This window comes from Methanofollis tationis, from assembly GCF_013377755.1.
GTDB lineage: Archaea > Halobacteriota > Methanomicrobia > Methanomicrobiales > Methanofollaceae > Methanofollis > Methanofollis tationis.
The window spans coordinates 1,654,163-1,674,131 of the sequence record NZ_JABXWR010000001.1; the positions used below are offsets into that span (position 1 = coordinate 1,654,163).

A 19,969-nucleotide genomic window follows, 5' to 3' on the forward strand; every position below is an offset into this window, starting at 1 on the left:
CAACCACATCATCATGGACGAAAATCTGATCGCAAAAGCGTTTGCCGAGAGCGGGATCACGACCGAGATCCGGTGCGAGGAAGCGTTCGCTATCAGCGAGAAGTATGGCATCCCGAAGATGGACATCGCCCGCTACTGCAACCGGCACGACCCGAAGATCAAGATCCGCGGCTGTCAGCTGGGCTGCTTTAAATGAGTCTCTTTCTCGAGGTAGTCCCGGTCGCCCTGGCGGTGGAGACCGTCAGGTCTATCGCCCCGGCGATCGGCGATGAGATAGTGCCGATCGGCGATGCGCTCCACCGCGTGCTCGCCGGGGACGTCCGGGCCGGCGGCGACCTCCCAGGCTTCGACCGTTCGGTGGTGGACGGGTATGCGGTGCGGGCATCGGACACGACCGGTTCGTCCGAGTCAATGCCGGCGATGCTCGCCCTCCAGGGGCGGATCGAGATGGGGCAGGCGCCGCCCGGGAGCGTCGGGCCCGATCGCTGCTGGTACATCCCGACCGGTGGGGTGATGCCGCCGGGTGCGGACGCCGTCGCCATGGTGGAGTACGCAGAGAGGGCCGGAGACGAGGTGCTCGTCCACCGGGCGGTCGCACCCGGCGAGAATGTCCTCGGGCGCGATGAGGACTTCGCCGCAGGCAGCGTCGTCCTCCCGGCCGGCAGGCGTCTCTCCCCGCAGGACCTCGGGGTGCTCGCCGCCGCCGGCGTCGCAGAGGTGGCGGTGCGTCGGGTGCCGAAAATCGGGATCATCTCGACCGGCAACGAGGTCGTGCCGGTTGAGGCTGCCCTCACACCGGGCCGCGTGCGGGATGCAAACTCGTATCTCTGCGCCGGGTTCGTGCAGGAGCAGGGATGCGAGCCGCGCCTCTATGGGATCGTGCAGGACAGCCCCGCCCTCCTGCGGCCGGTGCTGGAGGAGGCGGCCGCCTCCTGCGACTGTGTCCTCATCTCGGGCGGGAGCTCGAAGGACGTACGTGATATGTCGGCCGGTGTGATCGGCGACCTTGGGGAGGTGCTCATTCACGGCATCGCCATCGCCCCGGGAAAGCCCACGATCATCGGGCGCGTCGGCACGACGCCGGTGATCGGGCTCCCCGGCCACCCGGGCTCGGCCTTTATCGTGCTTGTCGCCGTCGTCCGCCACCTGCTTGCGGCGATGAGCGGCACCCCGGTCAGCCCATGCCGGGTGCGGGCGCGCCTCGCCGCCAACATCCCTTCGGCGAAAGGGCGGGAGGACTATGTCCGCGTCCGCCTTGAGGACGGCGCCGCAACCCCGGTATTCGGGAAGTCCGGCCTCCTTAACACCCTGGTGCAGAGCGACGGCATCGTCGTCGTCCCTGCGGGGTGCGAAGGCTTCGAGACGGGCGAAGAGGTGGAGGTGGTCCTGTGGTGAAGCGTTACCTCGACCTTGTCTCCCTGGAGCGGGCGCTGGCAATCATCGGAGAGGCGTTTGAGTGCCGCCCCCGCACGGCGCGGGTGCCCCTTGCAGGGGCGTCTGGCCGGGTGACAGCCGCCCCGATCTTCGCCCGGTTCTCGGTCCCGACCATCCACATATCGGCGATGGACGGGATCGCCGTGCGGAGCGCCGACACCCGGGGGGCCAGCGAGAGCCGCCCGGTCGTCCTCGCTAACGCCGCGCGGGTGAACACGGGAAACATCGTCCCGCCCGAATACGACGCCGTCGTGATGATCGAGGACGTCTGGATCGGCGAGGGTACCTATACGGTCAGGAAGGCCGTCGCCCCCTGGCAGCACGTCCGCCCGGTTGGCGAGGACATCGGCGAGTCCGAGATGATCCTCCCCTCCCTGCACCTGATCCGCCCTCATGAACTCGGGGCGCTCGCATCCTATGGGGTGACCGAGGTGGAGGCGCTCGCCTTCTCGGCCGGGCTTGTTCCCACCGGGTCTGAACTGGTGCCGGCCGGCACCCTTCCGGGCCCGGGCCAGGCGGTGGAGAGCAACACCCTGATGGCGGCGGCGCACCTCCGCACCCTCGGGGTGGAGGCCCGCCGCTACGCCATCGTCCCGGACGAGCCCGACCTTATACGGTCGGCGATCCTGGAGGGGGTGCGCGAGAACGACCTCCTCATCGTCTCGGCCGGATCGTCGGCGGGGACGCGCGACTACACCGCCTCGATCATCGCCGAACTCGGGGAGGTGCTCGTCCACGGCGTGGCGATCAAACCGGCAAAACCGGTGATCGTCGGGAAAATCGAGGGCAAACCGGTGATCGGGCTGCCCGGCTACCCGCTCGCAGCCCTCACCGTGCTCCGTGAGATTGTCACCCCGCTCGTTGCCCGCTACGGGTTTCCCGTGCCTGAGGCCGGGACCGTCGAGGCCGCCCTCACCACCACCCTGCACTCGGATATCGGCACCGACGAGTTCGTCCTTCTCTCGACCGGGCGGATCGGCGGCCGCTGGGTTGCCGTGCCCCAGTCGCGCGGCGCCGGCGTCCAGATGAGTGCTGTCCGGGCGAACGCCGTGATGACCATACCGGCTGCAAAGGAGGGCGTCGAGGCCGGTGAGACGATACGGGCGCGCCTGATGGTCCCGCGCCGGCAGGCCGAGGAAGCGGTGCTGATCACCGGGAGCCACGACCCCTGCCTGGACCGTCTCGCCGATATGGTCCGGCCCGGCGGGGTGGAGGTCCACTCCACCCATACCGGGAGCATGGGCGGACTTCTCACCCTGAAAAAGCGGCAGTGCCACGCCGCTCCGATGCACCTGCTCGCTCCCGACGGTGAGTACAACATTTCCTTCCTCCAGAAGTACCTCCCCGGCGAGGAGATAGTTCTGGTCTGCGTCGCCGAACGCGAGCAGGGGCTGATCTCGCGGGAAGGCGTCACGCTCGACGACCTGGCGGCCCTGCGGTATGCGAACCGGCAGAAGGGTTCGGGGACGCGGCTGCTCCTCGATTATCTCCTGAAAGAGCGAGGGGTCGATCCGGCCCTGATCCGGGGCTACGAGCGCGAGTTCACCACACACCTCGGCGTTGCCCTGGCCGTCCGTTCGGGCGAGGCCGATTGCGGCATGGGCGTGTACTCGGCCGCGCAGGCGCTTGGCCTGAAGTTCACCCCGGTGGCGACCGAGCGCTATGAGCTGGCGATGCACACCGACACCCTTGACGACCCGCGGGTGCGCGCCTGCGTCGATGCGATCGACTCGGACGCCTTCAAGCAGGTGCTCCTGCAGATGGGTGGATACCGGGTCAGCGAGACAGGCGCGAGGCGCGTACTGCCATAAGCACCGCCTCTTCGGGTGTGGCGCAGGGGAAGACGCCGTCGATCTTCCAGGTGCCAACCCCGAACACCGCTTTTTTCATCTTCAGGGCGAGGGCGATCTCAGAGAGGGTGCCGAATTTCCCTCCTATAGCAATCACGGCGTCGGCCGACCCGACGACGAGGGCGTTTCGCGCATGGCCGAGTCCAGTCCTGATGACGACGTCGAGGTACGGGTTTTCCCCGCCGGTGCCCGGCAGGATCCCGACCGTCGTCCCGCCCGCCTCCTTCGCCCCCTTGCATGCGGCCTCCATCACCCCGCCGAGCCCGCCGCATACGAGGGTTTCGTGGTTGCCGGCGATCAGGTAGCCGGCGATCTCTGCCGCTTCGTATTCCTCAGGGGAACAGTCCCCTGCCCCGACGATTGCGATCTGCATGGGTGAGGGATCGGTACCTGAAGGTAAAAACCGTGGCGCCCGCCCCTTCTGCGCGCCCGATTGAAAAACTACTTTGTCTGTTACACCCCACCACACTACGCATGATTACCGCCCCATGCGGGGGCGTGCAGAGGGATAGAGGTGAAGGAAGTCACCAGCAGTTATGATGCACAGGCGATCGAGGGGCGCGTCCAGGAGTTCTGGCGGGCCGCCGACACCTATGCTCAGGTAAAAGATCTGCGGCGTTCAGGCAAGCAGTTCTTCTTTGTAGATGGCCCCCCGTACACCACCGGCCACATCCACCTGGGAACAGCGTGGAACAAGATCATCAAGGACGCCGTTCTCCGCCGGCACCGGATGTGCGGGAAGAACGTCATCGAGCGGGCCGGCTATGATATGCACGGGTTGCCGATCGAGGTTCAGGTCGAGCACCAGCTTGGCTTCACCTCGAAAAAGGATATCGAGGCCTACGGTATCGACCGGTTCATCGAGCGCTGCCGGGAATTTGCCCTTACCAACATGGCGGTGATGTCTGATCAGTTCAGAGCCCTTGGTATCTGGCTCGACTTCGACAACCCCTACCAGACCGTTAAAAAGGAGTATATTGAGGCGGCGTGGTGGACGCTTGCGCAGGCCGAGAAGAACAGGATGCTCGAACGGGGCCACCGCGTGGTGAACTGGTGCCCGAGGTGCGAAACCGCCATTGCCGACTCTGAAGTGGAGTACGACGACGCCACCGACCCCTCCATCTATGTGAAGTTCCCGGTGAAAGGCACCGATGACGAGTACCTGGTGATCTGGACCACGACGCCATGGACGCTCCCGGCAAACGTCGCTGTGGCCGCCCACCCCGGGATCGTCTACGCCCTGGTCGCCGCCCGGAAAGAGGGCGTCGAGGAGAAACTCTGGATCGCCGAGGCGCTCGTCGAGGAGGTGCTCAGGAAAGGGCGGTACCAGCACTTTGATGTTCTCAAAACCGTCACCGGCGCCGACCTCGCCGGGATGGAGTACGAGTCCCCGCTCGCCGCTTCAGTGCCGGCGCAGAAGGAGATCGCCCACCGCGTCGTCCTCGCCGATTACGTGGCCCTCGAAAATACCGGGCTCGTGCACACCGCACCGGGCCATGGCTGGGACGACTACCTCACCGGGATCAAATACGATCTTCCCGTACTCTGCCCGGTCGACGGCACCGGCCGGTTCACAAAAAGGGCCGGGGTGTTTGACGGGCTTTACGTCAAAGACCCGGCGACGAACCGGCAGGTCATGGACGCCCTTGGCCCCTGCCTCCTCCACGAGGGGAAGACCACCCACCGTTACGGCCACTGCTGGCGGTGCAAGACCCCGATCATCTTCCGGGCCACCGAGCAGTGGTTCATCAAGGCCTCGGAGATGCGGGACAAACTTCTCGACGAGGTCGGGAAGGTCACCTGGTACCCGGACTGGGCGGGCAGCGCCCGGTTCTACGACTGGGTGAAGGAGGCCCGCGACTGGTGCATCTCGCGCCAGCGCTACTGGGGCATCCCGATCCCGGTCTGGCAGTGCGACACCTGCGATGCACGGCGGGTGATCGCGACCGTCGCCGAACTCGAAGAGGCGAGCGGGCAGGCGGTCGCCGATCCGCACCGCCCGTACGTCGATGCGGTCACCATCCCCTGCACCTGCGGCGGGACGATGCGCCGGGTCTCCGACATCTTCGACGTCTGGTTCGACTCGGCCGTGGCCTCGTGGGCGACCCTCGGCTACCCCGGCGAAAAAGAGGCGTTCGAGAAATACTGGCCCGCAGACTTCATCACCGAGGGGCAGGACCAGACCCGCGGCTGGTTCTACTCGCAGCTCGGCGCCTCGACGGTTGCCTTCGGCAGGGCTCCCTATAAATCGGTGCTGATGCACGGCTTCGCCCTTGACGCAGAGGGGCGGAAGATGTCCAAGAGCCTGGGCAACGTCGTGGCCCCGGAGGAAGTGATAAAGACCTTCGGCGTGGACGTCCTCCGCCTCTACGTTCTTTCCGCAAACGCACCCTGGGACGATATGAAGTTCAACTGGGAAGGCGTGAAGACGGTCAACCGGGCCCTCAACATCCTCTGGAACGTCTACCGTTTCCCCCTGCCCTATATGGTCCTGGACAACTTCGCACCCGCACAGACCGCAGGCGGACTCTGGGATGAGACGGCTGTTCTGCGGATGCTTGATCAGATGCCGGACGAGGACCGCTGGATCCTCTCGCGGGTCAACAGCCTTGTCGCCAGTGTGGAGGCCGACTTCGCCGGGTTGAACCTCCACCGGGTCACCCGTTCGCTCATCACCTTCGTGCTCGAAGACCTCTCGCGGTGGTACCTCCAGATCGTCAGGCCCAGAATGTGGCTCGAAGAGGACGCCCCGGAGAAGCGCTACGCCTACGAGACGGTGTATTACGTCCTCCGCAGGCTCGTCTGCCTCCTTGCTCCTTTCACCCCGCACCTCACCGAGGAGATCTACGGGAACCTGCGGTGCGAGGGCGATCCGGCGAGCGTCCATATGCTCGACTGGCCCGCGGCCGACAGCGCCCTCATCGACGCGCCCCTTGAAACTGCGATGGGTGTCGTCCAGTCCTTTGACGATGCCGTGGCCACGGCCCGGCAGGACGGAAAGCGGAAACTTCGCTGGCCGGTCGGCGAGGTCGTGGTCGTGACCGACGCCCCGGCGGTGCGGGACGCTGTCGCCAGGCTTTCGGGACTCTGCGCCTCCCGCGCCAACGCGAAAGTGGTCACCGTCGTCACCGGGTGGTGGGATCGGATCGGCTGGAAGGCCGAGGCCGTGATGCGGGTGCTGGGCCCGAAATTTGGAAAAGAGGCCCCGAAGGTGAAAGGGGCGATCGAGGGGGCAGACGGCAACGCCCTGAAGGCCGCACTCGAAGCCGACGGTAAGGCGAGCGTCGGGGATTTTGAGGTGACGCCTGAGATGGTGACGTTCATCGAAGAGGTCCCTGAAGGCGTGTTTGCCGCCGCGATGCCCGACGCCACCGTCTATGTCGATGTCACCCTTACGCCGGAGATCGAGGCCGAGGGGTATGCCCGCGAGGTGGTCCGCCGTCTTCAGGAGATGCGCCGGCAGCGTGACCTGAAGGTGGACGAGAACATCGCCGTCGAGATTGCGATCGCCGATGCAGGCGTTGCCGACCTTGTGCGGGGTATGACCAATCTCGTCAGCGGCGAGGTGCGGGCCGCCTCGCTTGCTGTCCACGATGGCGCTGCCCTCTCGGGCGCCTGGGAACTCACTGCTGAATGGGAGGTCGAAGGCGTGCCGATGCTGATGGGCCTCTCACGGGCCCAGGACTGAGAAGAGATAGGCCCGGCCCTCAGGGGCCGGGAAGAGCGGCAGGTCTTCGTCGATGACGACGCCGCGCCGCTGGACGGTGACCCGCTCCCCGGTCTGCGGGTTCACCCCCTCTTTTGTATAGGTGCCATATCTGACCAGGGTGCCGCGCCGCTGCCATGCCGGCGTTTCGGTGAGGTTGACCCCCCGCGCAAACATCAGATCGTGCATCCCGGCGGCTTTCATCCCCCGCAGCATTGCAGCCGCTTCTCGGGGTGTGTGCCCATCCTCCACCAGGGCCGCCTGGCAGTAGGCATTGATGTGGTTCCGCCATGCCTCGGCCTGGCGCATGGCAAGGTATTCGAGGGCGTATTCGGGCGTTGCGGGGACGACGCGGGAGTCGAAGGCGATGGGTTCGTCGCAGCCGTACTCCAGGGTGAAAGCGCTCGCCGCATAGGAGGCGGCGACCGAGTCGAGTTTCTCCACCCGCCCGCCGAAGGGGAGGGCGGTGCAGTAGAGATTGATCTCGTCGGAGAACGTATAGGCGAAGAGGGGGTTGAGGCCGCTCCCGGCAAGCAGTCGCCTGCAGGTGCCGGTCATCGCCGCATGGAACCGGGCGTCGAAGGGCTTCTCACAGGTCCGGGTTAGCCCGTGGAAGGAGCGGCCGTCGAGGCGCAGAAAGACCGGGGGGTAGATAGCAAGGGCCGAGAAGATCTCGTGGCTCTCCATGGGTTCATGAACGCTTCAGGAGAAGCTCTCGTCTTTTGTGCTCCGAAATGCCGTCGAAATGTGACGGACGATGATGATGTCCCCGACATTTTTTATGATCCTGAAGGGGATGAGAAGGCCGCGGTGACCCTTGGAATCGGCAAGTTCGGGGTTCAGTTTCCCCACTGCAAGGGCGTCGATCTTTTTTCCGTCGATGTCAAGCAGAACGTCGTCGACTTCCCCGACGAGAATCGCCTTATCGGTGTATACGTTCATCCCAAAGAGCTCGGTGACCTGTGTCTTCATCACTATCGGTTCATGGTATAGACTATAAACGATAAAAAGTCTATCATTTCACATGAACGGATCCCTTAAGATCGGGCACTTATTCGGCATTCCTATCTATCTTCACTGGACTTTCCTGCTGGTGATCCCCCTGTTCGCATGGATCATCGGTTCGCAGATACTCCTCACGACCGAACTGATCGCAGGCCTCTTTGGCACCGAGATCACCATGACCCTCTTTGCCGGCGGGGCCGCACCCTATATCCTTGGGACAGCAATAGCGCTCGGCCTTTTTGCCGGGGTGCTCGTCCACGAGCTCGCTCACTCGCTGGTGGCCCGGTCGAAAGGTATCAAGATAAACTCGATCACTCTCCTGATCTTCGGCGGCGTCGCCTCGATGGAAGAGGGGCTGCCCGACCCGAAGATCGAGCTCCCGATGGCGCTTGCCGGACCCCTGACGAGCGGGGCGATCGGCCTTGTGTGCTGGGCCGTCACCTATGCCGCCGCCGCCCTGGTCGTCGGAGGGCAGATCAGCCCCGCGATCGGCGGTGTCCTGATCTTTTTCTTCGGCTACCTCGCCCTGTTAAACATCATACTCTTCCTCTTCAACCTGCTCCCGGCCTTTCCGATGGATGGCGGGCGGGTGCTGCGGGCCTGGCTTGCTAAAAAGATGCCCCTTCATCAGGCGACCCGGATCGCCGCCGATGTCGGCCGCGGGTTCGCCGTATTCTTCGGGATATTTGGGTTTCTCGTCTTCAACCCGATCCTGATCATCATCGCTTTTTTCATCTACATCGGGGCGAACCAGGAGGCCACAATGGTCCGTTATAATTTCCTGCTCCAGGACGTCACGGTCGGCGACGTGATGACCTCGCCGGTCCAGACCGTGCCGCCTGAAATCTCGGTCTCCGAGGTGATGCGGATGATGTACGAGACCAAGCACCTGGGCTTTCCGGTGGTGGACCGGGGTGTCCTTGTTGGCATGGTCACCCTCGGCGACGTCCACGCGGCGCCCGAGATCGACCGCGAGGCGATGCAGGTGCGCGACCTGATGTCGAAGGACGTTCTCACCCTCTCGCCCTCGGCCGCCCTCGCCGAGGCGATGCAGATCATGTCCAGGACCGGGATTGGCCGGATACCGGTGAAGCAGGGGAACGATCTGGTCGGGATCGTCACCAGGACCGATATCATGACGACGCTGGAGATCAAGGAGGCGTGAGGGCGCGGTGGGGGGATCTGTTCCACTCGAAGATCTGATCTAACGAGAACTCGAAGTCCGCCCCTGCCCGGGGGTAATACTCTCTCCGGGTGGAGATGCCACCGCGCCGGGGGTTGCACCCCCGGGCCTCTGCATGCGATTGCCGTGGATCTGCGGGGACGGGCCGGCCCGAGTGTATGCTCATCCTCGCACCGGTCATAGCGTTGGGGAGCAGAAGCCCCGCTGGTAGGGGCGCACCCGACGTACCGTTCAGAATAATTGATCAATCTTAGCCCCCCCAGATCTCGGCCCTCAGCCAGCCTCTATAATTTATTTTTCTGGTTCACGGCGGCCAGAACAACCGCACCCACCAAAAGTACATTCACCGGTATTTTTTGAGGTCATCCGGCAGGAACGGCCCGCCATGTCCGGTATGGATCCGTGCGGGACGCCACGCCAGGATGATCCCGATGCTCCTTTTCGTCTCGTTGATATCGTCTGCAAAGAAGGGCAGGCCCGGTTTTTCGAACGGTATTGATGGCATGATGGCATCGCCCACAATCGCATCCCCGCTGGCGAGGCATACCGAAACCGAACCGGGGGTATGGCCCGGCGTCGGTATGACGGCCCCGTCGATCCCGAATTCCCGAAGATCGAACCGTTCCGAAATGAGAATGTCCGGCTCAACCGGCGGGAACCTGGCCTTCTTCTCACCCCCGAGGAGTGCTCGCATGAACCTGCCGGAGAGACCGGTCGGGTGCAACAGCCCCTGGTATCCGTTTCTGAGTTTTTCTGCATCATCCCGGTGAATGGCAACCTTTGCCCCGGTCATCTCCCTGAGTCTCTGCGCCGAACCAGCATGATCACCATGCCCGTGGGTGAGAAGGATTAAACGGATATCTCCGGGTTCGATTCCCCGTTCCTTCGCCGCATCAAGGATAGCCTCTTCGCTCCCGGGATATCTGGTATCGATAAGAATTGTTCCGTCCTGCCTGACCAGATAGGCATATGCAATTCCCAGCCTGACGGGATAAACCTCAATTGCCGACACTCATCCGCCTCCGTGGTGACAGATGTCCGCCGTCCGGGAAAAATGTATTGAGATGAGGGAGATGGTGAAAAACGTCAGAACCTGACGCAGTGCGTTTTGACCTCCCGCAGGATACTCTCCGGCCCACCCCCCATCTTTTTTTTAAAAAGCGAACTGGTCGTCCAGCGGCGTCTCCCCGGCCACCCGCCTGAAGGCGGCGAGGTCGGCGAAGGGGCGCTTCGCGAGCACCTTCGGCAGGATCTTCTTTCCGATGCCGGGGATGTGGCCGATCGCCGTGTGCGGCAGCGTGTTGATCTCGATCGGTTTCGGCAGGGCGGTGATAGAGCGCATCCCCCACCCGACGACGACGGCGTCGGTGACGGCACCCGCGGGAAGAGCGAGGGGGAAGCCGACCAGGATGGGGTAAGACCCCATCTGCCGCCCAAAACTCGTCCTGCCGCTCACTTCGATCCCGACATCGCGCAGCACGGTGCCCGCGGGAAAGACGCGGCCGAGCATCGGGAGGTCGAACTTCGTCCTCGTCCACTCTTTAAAGGCCCTGAAGGCGGCGTCCTGTTGCCCGAGGGTGTTCTCGTCGTAGGCGCGTGTGCCGGCGAAGGGCATCAGCTGCCTGATGTTCACCCGCCGCACCATCAGGCCGGAGGCGAGCACCTGCTCCAGAAAGGTCCGGTTTTTGTCGTAGGTCAGGGCGGTCTCCCCGGCGAGGCCGCAGACGAAGTTCAGGCCGGGCAGGAGGTCGGGGACGCCGTCCCGGCGGCCGCCGCCGATCTCGTTGACGATCTCGATCGCCCTGAATACATCGTCCGGGAGTGCTTTGAGGTTGTTCGCCCGGATCACCGCAGGGTCGGCGGTCTCCATCCCGAAAGCGGCGACGTCGCCCGGGGTGTGCCCGGCGACGATCGCTGCAAGGGCGGCGCGGCTCTCCTCCTCATAATGGACGATGGTGCCGGGGTTCACGTTGTCGATGTGGAGGGTCAGCAGGTCTGGTGCCGCCGCACGGATCCCTGAGAAGAGGGCCTCGATGAGTTCGGGCCGTGGCCGGGCAAACTCGGCGCCGCCCGCGCTGCCGTAGGCGAGGAGGTCGGGCTGGCGGCCGAGACGGAAGTGGCGGGCCCCTGCGGCGTGGAGCGCCCCGACCTCGGCACTGACCCCGGCCGCAGCGCGGTAGTGGGGCGGGCCGTAGAAGGGTTCGGTACAGAACGAGCAGCCGCCGGTGACCGAGCGGGAGCAGCCCTGCGCTGTCTCCAGCTCGATCATGACGCGAGGGAAGAGCGGGTGCTGTCGCACGACCGGGGCGCCCAGCACGCTCCAGCGGTCGATAGCCGTGTAGTCGGCCTGTCCCGTGGGCTCGCCACCTCCCAGGAGGGAGTCGAGCGCCGCGGAGGGTGAGCCCTGGAGGAGGTGATCGAACCCTGCCGCCGCCGCCCGCACCGCTTTCCTCCCGCCTTCGGCAGCGTAGCCGAAGCCGATCGGCCCGCCCAGCACCTTTTTGGGGCCGCGGATCTGCACCCCGATCTGCGAGAGTTCGGTGAGCGTCGCCGGGGTGCCGGCAAGATACTTCCCCGGCACGGTGACACCGGCGATGACGAGCAGGAGGGCGGCGTCGGAGAACGTCCGCAGGGCCAGGGGGTCTTTGCGCACGGCGTCGATGGTGGTGTACCTGACGGTATAACCGCGCTCGGCGAGCACGCCGGCGCAGTACCTGATGTAGGGCGAGATATAGGGCGGGACGCCGAGGCACGCCGGTTCGTCGACGTAGCCGTCGAGGATGACTGCGTCAGAGGTCATGGCCGAGGAGGGCGAGGAGGCGGCGGGCCCAGATAAGTTTGCCCCGCTTCACCGGGTCGACCGAGGGGTCGTCGAGGTCGAATCCGACAAGACGAACGTCCGCCGCCCCGAGGGCATGGGCGGCGAAGACGGCGCGGTCGCCATCGGAAAACCCACCGAAGTTGTGGATACGCCCGAAGGGTTCGGCCTGTGTCGTCCCGACGATGGGGCCGGAGAACCTGGGCACCCAGGCGCGCAGGAGCGCGATGTTGTCCCCGTGCGCATGAGCGACGACAACTGTTCCCTGCCGGTTCATCTCCGCCAGTGCGTCGGTCGCCCCGTCAAGATCGGTGAAGACGGCGTCCGGGCGGATGCCGCGGGTGTACAGCACCTCGGCGGCGGCGTCCGCTGCGATGACCGCCCCTTTGATCCGGTCGACCTGGCGCGGCAGGCATGGGGCGTTGCCGCAGACCGTGACCGTGCGGCCGCGGCAGAGGGCGTCGAGGGCAGGGAGATCGTCGCGGTCGAGGAGGTCGGCAAGAATGCGGGCGGCCTCCTCGTCGCCGGTCCGGTCAAAGGAGAAGTAGTCCAGGATCTCTTCGTACAGCGGTTCCCAGTCCTCAAACCTCATGTTTCGCCTCGTCCTCCAGCCCGACGATCCTGCGGATCCGCTTCAGGATGGGCTCGATGATCAGGCCGAGGAGTTCCTCCTTGTCCTTGACCATCGAGAAATAGGTGAGCGGGATCACGGCCGCGGCCATGGTCGCATGCCCTCCTGCCTCGCCTATGCCCTTGAACGCCTCTTCGAGCACCTTGCCGATGTGAATCCTGATGTCCCGGTTCCGCGCTGAGAAGATGATGCTGGTGTCGGTGATCCCGTAGATGATGGCGGTGTTCACGCCCTCAAGATTGATGAGGAGATCGGCGGCCTGAGGGATGGCGTCCCGGTTGCGCAGGTAGCCTACGTTGGCGAAGAGATAACCCGAAACGACCTCGCGGTCCTGGATGGCACTGCCAATTACCTCGAGGGTCTCCTGCGATACGGCCGGGGACATGATCTTGTCGAGGATGTCGCGGTCGGTGAGCGGGAGAAGGAATGCGGCATAATTGAAGTCCTGAGGCGTGATGTTACGCCGGAAGTCCCGTGTGTCCGCCCTGATGCCGTACAGGAGGGCGGTCGCCACCTTCGTATCGACCGGGATGTCGAGTTCCTGAAGATACTGTGTCATCACCGAGGCGGTCGCCCCCATGCCCGGCCTGATATCGACGAAATCGACCTTGGAGGTGTCGTGGGTGCCGTTTTTATGGTGGTCGATGATGATGTTCACGCGGGCGTCCTTACCGAGGGCGTTGTTCACGCCTGGCCCCGAGGAGTCTACAAGGGCAAGGTGGTCGCAGGCCGAAAGGAGTTCCGGCGTGATCTGCTCCATCTTGATGTCGAGGAGGTTGACAAAGGCGCGGTTCTCCTGGTGGCCGATGGTGCCGTCGTACAGGATACGCGAGACGAGTTTGCCGCCGCTGGCGTCGTGCGCGATCACCGCCAGCGCCATGGCGCTTGATACTGAATCGGGATCAGGGTTGGTATGAGCGATGATCCCAAGGGTCCCCTCCCAGGATCCGAGCAGAGTATAGAGGCGCCGTGCGATGCGCGACGATGATAGCCTCCTGATCCGCAGCACGGCGGTCTTGGCGATCACCTCCTGCGGGTATAACACCACATCGGCGCCGGCGGCCTCGAGCTGGTTCTTGCTCACCGGATCGGTTGCGCGTGCGATCAGGTGGGCGGATGGATATTTCGCCTTGGCGGTCCTGACGACGGCGAGGTTTGCGTCCTTGTCGTTTGAAAGAACGAAAATGACTTCGGGCACAGGCAATTCGTCAAGCGCTGCCGGATCCTTGAGTTCCCGGACGATCGCCTGATATTTCTGATCGAGCAGATCCTGCACTCTTTTCTCATCTTTATCAAGAATGAGGATTGAATCGGTCTCTTTGAGGAGTTCCTCAACGACGTTGTATCCTGTGCTCCCGCAGCCGCATATGAGGTATTTGATCTTCCCGGACGACCCGGTCTGAGCTGCATCGGCCATCGCAGTCTTGTGTGATCTTTCGGGATAATTAACCATCGCCGCAACCTTTATATCGAAATTAGGCTAACATAGTATGGTCAAAGCACAGGGGCCTGTAGCTTAGTTTGGCATAGCGGCGGACTCTTAATCCGCAGGCCAGGGGTTCAAATCCCTTCAGGCCCGTTCTTTCTGTTCTGAAAAATTCTTTGTGCCTGAGTTCGATCTGATCGCATTTCTGTCCGCTCTTTTGCCTGCATCTCTGATCCGTTCGTGTATTTTTCAAGACCGACTGCGGTGCGGCATACACCGCCGGGCAGCGTTGGGCCTCGCTGGAGAAGGTGGTTCGGGGAAGACGGGTGGTTCTGAAAAATATGCTGTCCACTCACGCGAGAGGCCGCGATGAAACCGGGCCCTGTTCTAATCCCTGAGATCTTCGCGGAAATATGCGTCTTTTCGCGCCTAATCGCGTGAACCTTTCCCGGAAAATCATGTGACTGTCCTGAAACGCTTCTCGTCCCTTCTCTCATGTACTCCATCCCGGGTCGCCTGAGCAGGGTCGGGTGAAGGTGTCCTGACCTCCCACACAAGGGAGCGAAGAGCATTATTTCCCGACCGCCACCAGCATCTCCTCAAGGCTCGGGTAGCGCGACTCGATCCGCTCCACCGTCCCACCGGCCGCCGCCACGGCCGCGGATACCCGGTTCATTCCGGCGACATCGCCGGCTGCAGCCATGTAGATGCCGTCGGATCGTGTATAGGCCAGGGAGGGTTCAAGGGCGCTCGCGTTTGGGATGGTGAAATAGACCTCGTAGGTGAGGGAGCCGAACCGCTCCCTCAGGTCCCGCATCGTGCCGAAGGCCTCGATCCGGCCCCGCCTCAGGATCATCACCCGGTCGCAGATCTCCTCGATCTGGTAGAGGTTGTGCGCCGAGAGCACGATCGTCCTCCCTTCGGCGCGCAGCTCCCTGAGATACTCTCCGATAAACCGCCCGGTCATCGGGTCGAGCCCGGACGAAGGCTCGTCATAGACGAGGAACCGGGGATCGTGTAGCAGGGAGCGTGCGATCGCCACCTTGCGCCGCATTCCTTTCGAGAGCTCGCCGATCTTCTTCTCGCCGGCGTCGAGAGAGAGGGAGGAGAGGAGGCGCCCGCTGCGTTCACGGATCTCCCCGCCTGAAAGCCCATAGATCTCGCCGAAGAAGGCGAGGTAGTCGGCGACCCTCATTGTCTCGTACAGGCGCGACTCCTCAGGGAGGTAGCCGAGGGTCTGCTTCAGGGCGTGCGGGTTTCTGACCACATCGACGCCGGCGATCGCAAGGCTTCCCGTGGTCGGGGACGAGAGCCCGGAGAGGATTTTCAGGAGCGTCGTCTTCCCGGCCCCGTTGTGCCCCACAACCCCGAGGATCTCTCCTTCTCCGAGATCAAAACTCACGCCGTCGAGGGCCCTGAACGCCCCGTAGTCCTTCACCAAGTTGCGTGCCGCGATCATCATATCGGAGTCGTACGCCACCGGATATATCATATCGCATACTGCCCAACCGTTCCTGCAAGGAGTCGATCCCGATCAGCCTGCGAACCGCCCTGACCATTGCGCGCTGGGAGACGAAACGTTCCCTCACCACGATGAGCAGAGACGTCCTCCCCATGACTGCCGTCCTTCTCGTCGCTCTCCTCCTCGCCTCGGGTATCACCGCAGAGAGCGGCATCCGTCTCCAGGACGGTATCTACACGGTGGGGATCGACGATCCCGCCGTAGCGGCGATCCTCTCAGGCGACCCGGCATTCTCGGTGAGTCTCACAGACGGCGCCACGCTCGCCCAGAGACCGGGCGCATACGACCTCGTCATCTCGGGTGGCAGGGCCAGGGCGGCCCGGACCGAGAAGGGTGCGGCGGCGCTCTCTGCATTCTCCATCGCATACCGGAACTACCGTACCGGTATCTACACAGGCGAAGAGGACCTCTTTGCCGCATACCCCCTCTGGATCGAGACGGTAGAGGTGACGAGCAGCCTCGACTTCACCGCCACCGAAAGCGGACAGATCATCGCCCCAAAACCGCAGGAAGGGAGCGACGTTCGGCCCTCAGGCCAGGTCGAAGAGGTGCCGACACCTTCGTCCACCCTCGCCGTCTCCGCGGAAGAACTCCGCCAGGACCTCGCCGCCGCCCCGGCAGGGAACGAGGGGATCGCGCGCTACCTTGGCATGTTCTCAGGCGGCCCTGACCTCGGGGAGTTCAAGACCCCCTCGCAGCTCTCCCCGCCCCTCCCCTTCGACTCGCTCATTTACATCTTCGTCTTCATCTTTCCGCTCTACTTCACCTCCCAGTTCGCGATGATGTCGATTGCAAACGAGCGGATCGAGCGGCGGGGCGAGATCCTTCTTTCCACCCCGGCCGGACCGCTCACCATCATCGCCGGCAAGATGCTCCCCTACTTCCTCCTGATGATCGCCGTCTGCTCGGCGATTGTCCTCATCACCGGCGGATCGTTCGTTGTCATCTTCCCCCTCATCCCGGTGATCCTCTTCTTCCTTGCGGCGGCACTGCTCATCGGCATGACGGCGCGGAGCTTTCGAGAACTCTCCTTCCTCTCCATCTTCTTCTCGACGGTGATGACCTCGTACCTCTTCTTCCCCTCGATCTTCGCAAATGTCCACGTGATCAGCCTGATCTCGCCCCTGACCCTGGTGGTCCTCAACTTCCAGGGCACGGGCTTTTCTGCGGCCGACTACCTCTATGCGACCGCCCTCTTCTGGCTCTCAACCGCCGTCGTCCTCTGGCTCTGCGCCCGCAACTTCACCGAGGAGCAGCTCTTCTCGCAGGAACGCCTCACCTCCCGCCTCCGCTCCTTTATCTTTGCGGCGATGGCCCGGGACCACCCCTTCGCCTCCCTCGTCGCCGTAAACCTCCTCGCCATCCCGCTCATCTTCATGGTGCAACTGATGTACCTGGTGCTCCTCTTCAACCTCCCGCTGCCGTGGTCGCTCATCGCCCTGATCCTCCTCGCCGCCTTCACCGAGGAGGTCGCCAAGTCGATCGGGATCGTCGCCCTCTTCCGCGGGATCCCGGGCTTTTTCACCTGGCGAAACGTGCTCCTCGCCGCCGTGGCGACCGGGTTCGGTTTCCTCCTCGGTGAGAAACTTCTCCTCTTCGTGATGATGGCGCAGGTCACCGGGTCGCTCTTCGGCTCTGTCCTCTTCTCGGGTTTCGGCCTCCTCTGGATGCCCTTCCTTCTCCATACGGCAGGCGCCCTGATCGTGGGGGCGGTGCTGAAGGTCGGCGGGCGTCGGGCCTATCTCCCGGGCCTCCTCCTCGCGACGGCGGTCCATGCCTCGTATAACCTCATCCTGATCGGGGGTGCACTGTGAAGCCGCGTCATGTCTGGACCATCGCAAAAAAAGAACTCCGGGGGATCGGAAACGAGCGGACGATCGTGCTTGCGATCCTGCTGCAGGTATTCATCGCCATGTTCTCCTCGTTCCTGGTCGTCGGCCTCACCTCGCTCTACGACCCCTCGTCCCTCGGCGGGATGTCGGGGGGGTATGCGGTCGGGTATGCCGGCACCGATTCGCCGCTTGCAGACCTGCTCGAAGAGAAAGGCGACTTCGAGGTCTACCGGATGGACCTCTCCGAAGCGGTCGCCGCCCTGCAGGAGCGGAGGCTTGCGGCAGTGGTCTATGTCCCTGATACCCCTCCGGACGGTACCGACCCGGTGAAGATCACGCTCTACACCCTGAAAAACGACATCTCCGCCTCGGTGACCGGCGTGAAGATCAGGGAGGCGATGGAGGCCTATGAGGTGATGCTCAGGGAGGCGAGAGACGACCGCCTCACTGCAGAGCCCGTCGAGATCGCCGTTCCTGCAGATGTACGCGGCCAGAGTTTCTTCATCTTCGTTTACGGCCTCCTCGTGCCCCTCCTCCTCTTCATGCCGGCGATCATCTCGGCGAGCCTGATCATCGACTTCATCACCGAGGAGTACAGCACAAAAACCCTCGACACGCTCCTCTCGACGCCCCTCACCTTCACCGAGATCCTCTGGGGAAAAGTGCTCGCTGCATGGGTGCTCGTCCCGCTCCAGGCCGGGGCGTGGATCGTCCTCCTGGCAGCGAACGGGATCGCGATCCGCAGCACCCTTGCGATCCTCCTCCACGTATCGGCGGCGTCCCTGGTGCTGATCCTCATCGGGGCGATCGCCGCCCTTCACTATCGTGAGCGGACGAGTGCCCAGTTCGTCTACTCGACCGCTCTCGTCGCCGTCCTCCTCGCCGTCCTCGCCATCCCCGGCAACCCGGCGAACCTGATCGTCCTGCTCGCAGCCGGTTCGCCAGCGCCCCTGCATGGGGCGGCGCTCGTCGGTGTCCTTACCGGGACGGCCTTCCTTGCGATCATCACCGATCGCTATGCGCGGCGGCTGGCGGCACGGGCGGCGCAATAGGATTGTCAGGAAGGGTAAAAGGTCCGATGGCTGCTTATTTTTCCGTATGGGCCGAAAATAACTGTAGATATCACCACATTTCTGCTAATCGGGCGGAGAAAATCAGAAAAAATATACAATAGCCCTCCGCACATGTAGCGTGATCCATCATGATCCGAACAGTATCCTTCATGGCAGGAGCGGTTCTCGCTCTTTTCCTTCTCGTGGCCCCGGCCGCCGCCCTCGGCGGCGACGAGGCCTGGATAGAGGTCAGGTGCAATGTGAACGGTGCATCGATCTACTTCGACAACGACTACAAAGGCCAGATCACAAGCGGCGTGCTGAGCGTGCCTGTCTATACGACCGGTGCGCCGTATTACACGGCAAAGGCGACGATGGACGGTTATTACACCGCATCGACCTCGATCGGCTCGTACCCCTCAATTGGAGAGTCTAAGACCATCTACATCACCTTAAACCCGGTTCCGACCCCGGTTCCCCCCTCCACTGGCTCCATCTCGGTGACCTCCAGCCCGAGCGGCGCAAAGACCTATCTGGACGGTTCCTACTATGGCAGGACGCCGCAGGTGATCAGCGGCCTCTCTGTGGGGTCGCACACGGTCAGGGTCGAGTACGACGGTTACCAGACCTGGACCCAGACCGCCGGCGTCAGTGCCGGTGGGGTCACGAGTGTCTATGCCACCCTGGCGCATGAGCCGACCTACGGCTCGATCTACGTCTCTTCGAGCCCGTCGAACGCCAATGTCTATCTTGATGGCACGTATAAGGGCACGACCCCGATGACCATCAGCGGCGTCTCGCAGGGGTCTCATTTCCTCGAGATCGAGAAGGCCGGGTACCATGAATGGAGCAGCTCGGTAAAGGTCGTCTCAGGCCAGCAGTCCTACATCTCGGCCACCCTTGACCCCAACTCACAGCCGACCTCAGGGACGATCGTCGTCTCCTCCACCCCGGTCGGTGCCTACATCTATCTGGACGGGAGTTACCAGGGCAGAACAACTGCGCAGGGCTTTGTGATCATCGGCGTCTCGCCGGGCACCCGCACCGTGACCCTGAAACTCGACGGCTACCAGGACGCCGCCACCTCGGTTAACGTGAACGCAGGGCAGCAGTCTTCGGTCTCCCTCACCCTGCAGACCCCCGGTGCAAACACCGGTTCGATGACGATCACCTCCACCCCCGCAGGTGCCGAGGTCTACCTGAACAACGCGTATAAGGGTATCACACCCCTCACCCTCAGCGATCTCGCCGTGGGCTCATACACCGTCTCGGTCCAGCTCCAGGGCTATACCGAGTGGACCACCACCGCCACCGTGAACGCTGGCGCCACGACCCCGGTTTCGGCGCAGCTCGTGCCGGCAACGACGCCGACCCCTGAGGCAGCGGCGATGCCGCTGACGGTGTTCGGCGCCATCGCCCTGCTCGGTGCGGTGCTCGTCCTGCGCAGGCGCTGAGAACACCCCCCCACTTTTTTTCGATCGCATCTTTCAAAAGGGCGGATGCCCATAGA

Annotated in this window: 16 protein-coding genes and 1 tRNA gene; 9 read left to right on the forward strand and 8 right to left on the reverse strand. The window is 63.6% G+C overall.

Translation table 11 applies throughout. From position 1 onward, the window contains the following. The first annotated feature begins 13 nt into the window (after window positions 1-13). The 3 genes from HWN36_RS08685 to HWN36_RS08695 are packed head-to-tail and all read left to right on the forward strand — an operon-like array spanning window position 14 to window position 3,245. A complete protein-coding gene (locus tag HWN36_RS08685; RefSeq protein ID WP_048103823.1) occupies window positions 14-196 on the forward strand; it encodes a hypothetical protein in 183 nt (60 codons plus the stop codon). Beyond that, on the forward strand, window positions 193-1,395 hold the full coding sequence (locus HWN36_RS08690) for a molybdopterin molybdotransferase MoeA (protein WP_176788974.1): 1,203 nt from the start codon (window positions 193-195) through the stop codon (window positions 1,393-1,395). Before HWN36_RS08685 ends, HWN36_RS08690 begins: the two co-directional genes overlap by 4 nt. Beyond that, a complete protein-coding gene (locus tag HWN36_RS08695; RefSeq protein WP_176788975.1) occupies window positions 1,389-3,245 on the forward strand; it encodes a molybdopterin biosynthesis protein in 1,857 nt (618 codons plus the stop codon). The genes HWN36_RS08690 and HWN36_RS08695 overlap by 7 nt, the downstream gene beginning before the upstream one ends. On the opposite strand, the gene HWN36_RS08700 is transcribed toward HWN36_RS08695, so the two are convergent. After that, complete coding sequence (locus tag HWN36_RS08700) at window positions 3,211-3,657, reverse strand: TIGR00725 family protein (RefSeq protein WP_176788976.1); 447 nt, start codon at window positions 3,655-3,657, stop codon at window positions 3,211-3,213. The genes HWN36_RS08695 and HWN36_RS08700 overlap by 35 nt on opposite strands. Window positions 3,658-3,798: 141 nt before the next feature. On the opposite strand from HWN36_RS08700, the gene ileS reads away from it, so the two are divergent. After that, window positions 3,799-6,972, forward strand: coding sequence for an isoleucine--tRNA ligase (gene ileS / locus HWN36_RS08705; protein ID WP_176788977.1), 3,174 nt, complete (start codon window positions 3,799-3,801; stop codon window positions 6,970-6,972). On the opposite strand, the gene HWN36_RS08710 is transcribed toward ileS, so the two are convergent. Continuing rightward, window positions 6,955-7,677 carry a tRNA(His) guanylyltransferase Thg1 family protein gene (locus HWN36_RS08710; RefSeq protein ID WP_176788978.1) on the reverse strand — a complete coding sequence of 241 codons (723 nt, stop codon included), beginning with the start codon at window positions 7,675-7,677 and terminating at the stop codon, window positions 6,955-6,957. The genes ileS and HWN36_RS08710 overlap by 18 nt on opposite strands. A gap of 15 nt (window positions 7,678-7,692) precedes the next feature. Beyond that, on the reverse strand, window positions 7,693-7,962 hold the full coding sequence (locus HWN36_RS08715) for a PRC-barrel domain-containing protein (RefSeq protein ID WP_176788979.1): 270 nt from the start codon (window positions 7,960-7,962) through the stop codon (window positions 7,693-7,695). A gap of 52 nt (window positions 7,963-8,014) precedes the next feature. Between HWN36_RS08715 and HWN36_RS08720 the strand changes: the two genes are divergently transcribed. Then, window positions 8,015-9,160, forward strand: coding sequence for a CBS domain-containing protein (locus tag HWN36_RS08720; RefSeq protein WP_176788980.1), 1,146 nt, complete (start codon window positions 8,015-8,017; stop codon window positions 9,158-9,160). Between the two features lie 361 nt (window positions 9,161-9,521). Here the strand turns inward: HWN36_RS08720 and HWN36_RS08725 are convergent, their stop codons facing one another. The 4 genes from HWN36_RS08725 to HWN36_RS08740 all read right to left on the reverse strand — a co-directional run bounded on the left by HWN36_RS08725 (window position 9,522) and on the right by HWN36_RS08740 (window position 14,044). Next, window positions 9,522-10,190, reverse strand: coding sequence for an MBL fold metallo-hydrolase (locus tag HWN36_RS08725; protein ID WP_176788981.1), 669 nt, complete (start codon window positions 10,188-10,190; stop codon window positions 9,522-9,524). A 141-nt stretch (window positions 10,191-10,331) separates the two neighbouring features. Further along, window positions 10,332-11,978, reverse strand: a complete 1,647-nt coding sequence (locus HWN36_RS08730; RefSeq protein WP_176788982.1) for a radical SAM protein — start codon at window positions 11,976-11,978, stop codon at window positions 10,332-10,334. After that, window positions 11,968-12,588 (reverse strand): 6-hydroxymethylpterin diphosphokinase MptE-like protein, encoded by a 621-nt coding sequence (locus HWN36_RS08735; protein ID WP_176788983.1) that lies wholly within the window; start codon window positions 12,586-12,588, stop codon window positions 11,968-11,970. The genes HWN36_RS08730 and HWN36_RS08735 overlap by 11 nt, the downstream gene beginning before the upstream one ends. Next, the gene (locus HWN36_RS08740; protein WP_176788984.1) at window positions 12,578-14,044 is read right to left on the reverse strand and encodes a DHH family phosphoesterase; all 1,467 of its coding nucleotides are present in this window, start codon (window positions 14,042-14,044) and stop codon (window positions 12,578-12,580) included. Before HWN36_RS08740 ends, HWN36_RS08735 begins: the two co-directional genes overlap by 11 nt. Window positions 14,045-14,132: 88 nt before the next feature. Here HWN36_RS08740 and HWN36_RS08745 point away from each other — a divergent pair. After that, window positions 14,133-14,206 (forward strand) — tRNA-Lys (locus tag HWN36_RS08745). A gap of 418 nt (window positions 14,207-14,624) precedes the next feature. On the opposite strand, the gene HWN36_RS08750 is transcribed toward HWN36_RS08745, so the two are convergent. After that, window positions 14,625-15,512, reverse strand: a complete 888-nt coding sequence (locus HWN36_RS08750; protein ID WP_176788985.1) for an ABC transporter ATP-binding protein — start codon at window positions 15,510-15,512, stop codon at window positions 14,625-14,627. A 155-nt stretch (window positions 15,513-15,667) separates the two neighbouring features. Between HWN36_RS08750 and HWN36_RS08755 the strand changes: the two genes are divergently transcribed. The 3 genes from HWN36_RS08755 to HWN36_RS08765 all read left to right on the forward strand — a co-directional run bounded on the left by HWN36_RS08755 (window position 15,668) and on the right by HWN36_RS08765 (window position 19,913). Continuing rightward, window positions 15,668-17,389 carry an ABC transporter permease gene (locus tag HWN36_RS08755; protein ID WP_246269889.1) on the forward strand — a complete coding sequence of 574 codons (1,722 nt, stop codon included), beginning with the start codon at window positions 15,668-15,670 and terminating at the stop codon, window positions 17,387-17,389. Beyond that, window positions 17,386-18,459, forward strand: a complete 1,074-nt coding sequence (locus HWN36_RS08760; protein WP_176788987.1) for an ABC transporter permease — start codon at window positions 17,386-17,388, stop codon at window positions 18,457-18,459. The genes HWN36_RS08755 and HWN36_RS08760 overlap by 4 nt, the downstream gene beginning before the upstream one ends. A 149-nt stretch (window positions 18,460-18,608) precedes the next feature. Then, entirely contained in the window at window positions 18,609-19,913 is a 1,305-nt protein-coding gene (locus tag HWN36_RS08765) for a PEGA domain-containing protein (RefSeq protein WP_176788988.1), read from the forward strand. Window positions 19,914-19,969: the final 56 nt, after the last annotated feature.

Excerpts from the sequence above, each read along its gene's own strand:
- HWN36_RS08750 (WP_176788985.1), bottom strand. The coding sequence starts at position 15,512 with ATGATCGCGGCACGCAACTTGGTGAAGGACTACGGGGCGTTCAGGGCC.
- HWN36_RS08755 (WP_246269889.1), top strand. The coding sequence starts at position 15,668 with ATGACTGCCGTCCTTCTCGTCGCTCTCCTCCTCGCCTCGGGTATCACC.
- HWN36_RS08730 (WP_176788982.1), bottom strand. The coding sequence starts at position 11,978 with ATGACCTCTGACGCAGTCATCCTCGACGGCTACGTCGACGAACCGGCG.
- HWN36_RS08710 (WP_176788978.1), bottom strand. The coding sequence starts at position 7,677 with ATGGAGAGCCACGAGATCTTCTCGGCCCTTGCTATCTACCCCCCGGTC.
- HWN36_RS08740 (WP_176788984.1), bottom strand. The coding sequence starts at position 14,044 with ATGGCCGATGCAGCTCAGACCGGGTCGTCCGGGAAGATCAAATACCTC.
- HWN36_RS08685 (WP_048103823.1), top strand. The coding sequence starts at position 14 with ATGGACGAAAATCTGATCGCAAAAGCGTTTGCCGAGAGCGGGATCACG.
- HWN36_RS08765 (WP_176788988.1), top strand. The coding sequence starts at position 18,609 with ATGATCCGAACAGTATCCTTCATGGCAGGAGCGGTTCTCGCTCTTTTC.
- HWN36_RS08715 (WP_176788979.1), bottom strand. The coding sequence starts at position 7,962 with ATGAAGACACAGGTCACCGAGCTCTTTGGGATGAACGTATACACCGAT.
- HWN36_RS08735 (WP_176788983.1), bottom strand. The coding sequence starts at position 12,588 with ATGAGGTTTGAGGACTGGGAACCGCTGTACGAAGAGATCCTGGACTAC.
- HWN36_RS08690 (WP_176788974.1), top strand. The coding sequence starts at position 193 with ATGAGTCTCTTTCTCGAGGTAGTCCCGGTCGCCCTGGCGGTGGAGACC.
- HWN36_RS08720 (WP_176788980.1), top strand. The coding sequence starts at position 8,015 with ATGAACGGATCCCTTAAGATCGGGCACTTATTCGGCATTCCTATCTAT.
- HWN36_RS08700 (WP_176788976.1), bottom strand. The coding sequence starts at position 3,657 with ATGCAGATCGCAATCGTCGGGGCAGGGGACTGTTCCCCTGAGGAATAC.